This window comes from Psychromonas sp. (genome assembly GCF_041586535.1).
Taxonomy (GTDB): domain Bacteria; phylum Pseudomonadota; class Gammaproteobacteria; order Enterobacterales; family Psychromonadaceae; genus Psychromonas.
The window spans coordinates 1-2,577 of the sequence record NZ_JBFGZY010000231.1 but is presented as its reverse complement, the minus strand read 5'-3'; the positions used below and the strand labels follow the sequence as shown (position 1 = coordinate 2,577).

General features: G+C 43.3%; 3 protein-coding genes. 2 read left to right on the top strand and 1 reads right to left on the bottom strand.

Features of this window, described 5'->3' with window-relative positions:
• Both ABZA00_RS16855 and ABZA00_RS16850 read left to right on the top strand, forming a co-directional pair.
• Positions 1 to 381, top strand: a 381-nt coding sequence (locus tag ABZA00_RS16855; protein WP_372883307.1) for a LexA family protein, incomplete at its 5' end; no start/stop codon positions are given.
• A complete protein-coding gene (locus ABZA00_RS16850) occupies positions 381 to 1,637 on the top strand; it encodes a Y-family DNA polymerase (RefSeq protein WP_372883306.1) in 1,257 nt (418 codons plus the stop codon). The genes ABZA00_RS16855 and ABZA00_RS16850, both read left to right, overlap by 1 nt.
• Positions 1,638 to 1,708: 71 nt before the next feature.
• Here the strand turns inward: ABZA00_RS16850 and ABZA00_RS16845 are convergent, their stop codons facing one another.
• Positions 1,709 to 1,969, bottom strand: a complete 261-nt coding sequence (locus ABZA00_RS16845; protein ID WP_372883305.1) for a hypothetical protein — start codon at positions 1,967 to 1,969, stop codon at positions 1,709 to 1,711.
• Positions 1,970 to 2,577: the final 608 nt, after the last annotated feature.

The window sequence follows — 2,577 nt, the reverse complement described above, 5'->3', positions numbered from 1 at the left end:
GGCATTACTGGCTTTGAAAGCCCGGCAAGTGACTATCTGCAGCTGCCCTTAAGTCTCGATGCATTATTAATCGAGCACCCGAGTGCGACTTTTATTGCCAAAGCTGACGGGCACTCAATGCAGGAGGCCGGTATTTTTAACGGCGATATACTGATCATTGACCGGCACGTGCGGGTTAAAAACCACGATGTAATCGTCGCTAATTTGAATGGTGAGTTTATCTGTAAAATACTTGATATTAATAAGCGCCTGCTGCTCTCTGCAAATCCCCGTTACCAAAGTGTACCGATAGGTTTAGATGACCACTTCACCATTGAAGGTGTGGTGATCCGCTCAATACGCTGTCATCGTGCCAGCCACCTGTTAGAAAACAGCCTCTGATGTTTGCATTAGTGGATGCCAATGCATTTTACTGCAGTGCAGAGCAGGTCTTTCGCCCTGACTGGCGTGGTAAACCGTTAATTGTTTTATCCAATAATGACGGCTGCATTGTCGCAGCCAATAAACAGGCAATCGCACTGGGCATTAAAAAGTTTCAGCCCTTTTTCGAAGTACAAAAATTATGTGAGCAGGCGGGGATTATTGTTTGCTCATCAAACTATGAGTTGTATGCGGATCTGTCCTATAAAATGATGCAGGTGATCGCCCGGTTTGCTCCCGATCAGCATATTTATTCCATTGACGAATGCTTTTTAAACTTTAGCAGCTGCCAAAAAAAAATTCCCAATCTCACTGAACATGCACAACAGTTACGTAAAACGGTCTGGAAAGAAACACGCTTACCCGTTTGTGTCGGGCTAGGAAAGACTCCTACTTTAGCCAAGGTGGCAAACCATGTTGCCAAAAAGTGGCAGAGTTTTGCAGGCGTTTGTTGCTTAGATGATGAGGCCTTAAAAACAAATATCTTTCAACAACTATCACCCGCAGATGTCTGGGGAATTGGCTGGAAAACCAGTGCAAAACTGCAGGCACATAAGATCTTAAATGTACAGCAGCTGCGGCGATTGAATATTCAGCATTTACCCGCAGGTTTTAATGTGGAGCTGCAGCGCACCATAAAAGAATTAAACGGAGAGGTTTGTAAAACCTGGGACGATAGCCGGGCAGATAAATTACAAATATTTTCAACGCGCAGTATGGGTAGACGTATCACAGAGATAACACAGCTTAATCAGGCTCTGGCAAAGCATGCTGCTATTGCGGCAAAAAAAGCACGCAAGCAGCACTCGCTGTGTGGTGTATTAATGGCATTCGCTGCAAACAGTCCCTTTGACGCAGATCCGCGTAGCTTTAAAATAATGACAGGCTTTAACCCACCAACCAACAACAGCGCACAACTAATTAAAGCGATCAGTGAAAATATCGGGAACTTATTTCAGCCAGGTATTGCTTATTATAAGGTTGGGGTGGGATTATTAAATCTCAGCAGTGCAAAACACCAACAGTGGGATCTGTTCAGCCCGCCGGCGGAGAACATAGCACTGATGCAGGTTTTAGATAACATCAATCGACGTTATGGCAACGACAGTGCTTTTTTTGTGGCGCAGGGTATTGAGCAAAAATGGGCAATGCGACGCCGGTTGTTAACACCGCAATACACGACAAAGTGGCAGGATATCCCGACTATATCCTGTTAGCCATTTGTAGGCTGACACAAATAAGATTCAGGTTTCTTAAGCAAAACCCGAATCTTCATATATACCCAAGGCTACTTTTTCAAACGTTTTGCAATTCTTGAATAAGCTTCTTTAAGTTCATCACCCACCACTTTCGCCTTGTCGATATATTCTTCAGAGGTCTCCACTGCATCATCAGCGATTTCAGAGGCTTTTGTTTTAACCTGATGCCATTTTTTTTCGGCTGCTTCAAACTCCTCTTTCGCCTCCATGGAGCCTAGATGCACTTTCAGTTTCAATTCATCGCGTTGAACTTTAAGTTTATCAACCAGCTTGTTAAAGTCTTCTTTCATATGCCTATTCTCCTCATGGTATAACACGGTCTCTGCTTTTTAATATAGCACAGCCCTGGATAACAGATAGGAAGTGCAAAAAAGAAAAATAATCTTCTTAATCAAGCAGGGTTCAATAGACAAGCGGCCAATATAATCCGAGATAAAATCTAAAAACCCCCACCTGTTTTATAAGCGATACTGCTGCTTTGATATAATATACTGAGCTACTAAGCGATAGGGTTTTTATTGGTATTGACAGGTTTCATTTTGCAACGCCTGTGCATTCATAATTAGAAAATTCAGCTAAGCCTAATTGCCGTTGCGTTGCTTTCTGACACATGTCAGGACTTGATAAAATAACTCGGACAGTTTGCGTTTTACTGCTGTTGAAACCAGGGCTCATGCTGCAGATCTTCAACTCTTCTTCAACTCTCTCTAAATGATTCGTATCATAATGACCGGAAGTAGAGATAAATTGTGGAAAGGTGACTTCTCACCGCCCTTATTCGGGCGATGCTTCTTGTTTCCTAAGCCGCAACCTGTTCGTGACAGGATTTACGCAAGCCTCCGCAAGCAGTAACGACTTGTCCAGCCGCTTTTAATTTCTGAATACCTTTAGCGCGGAT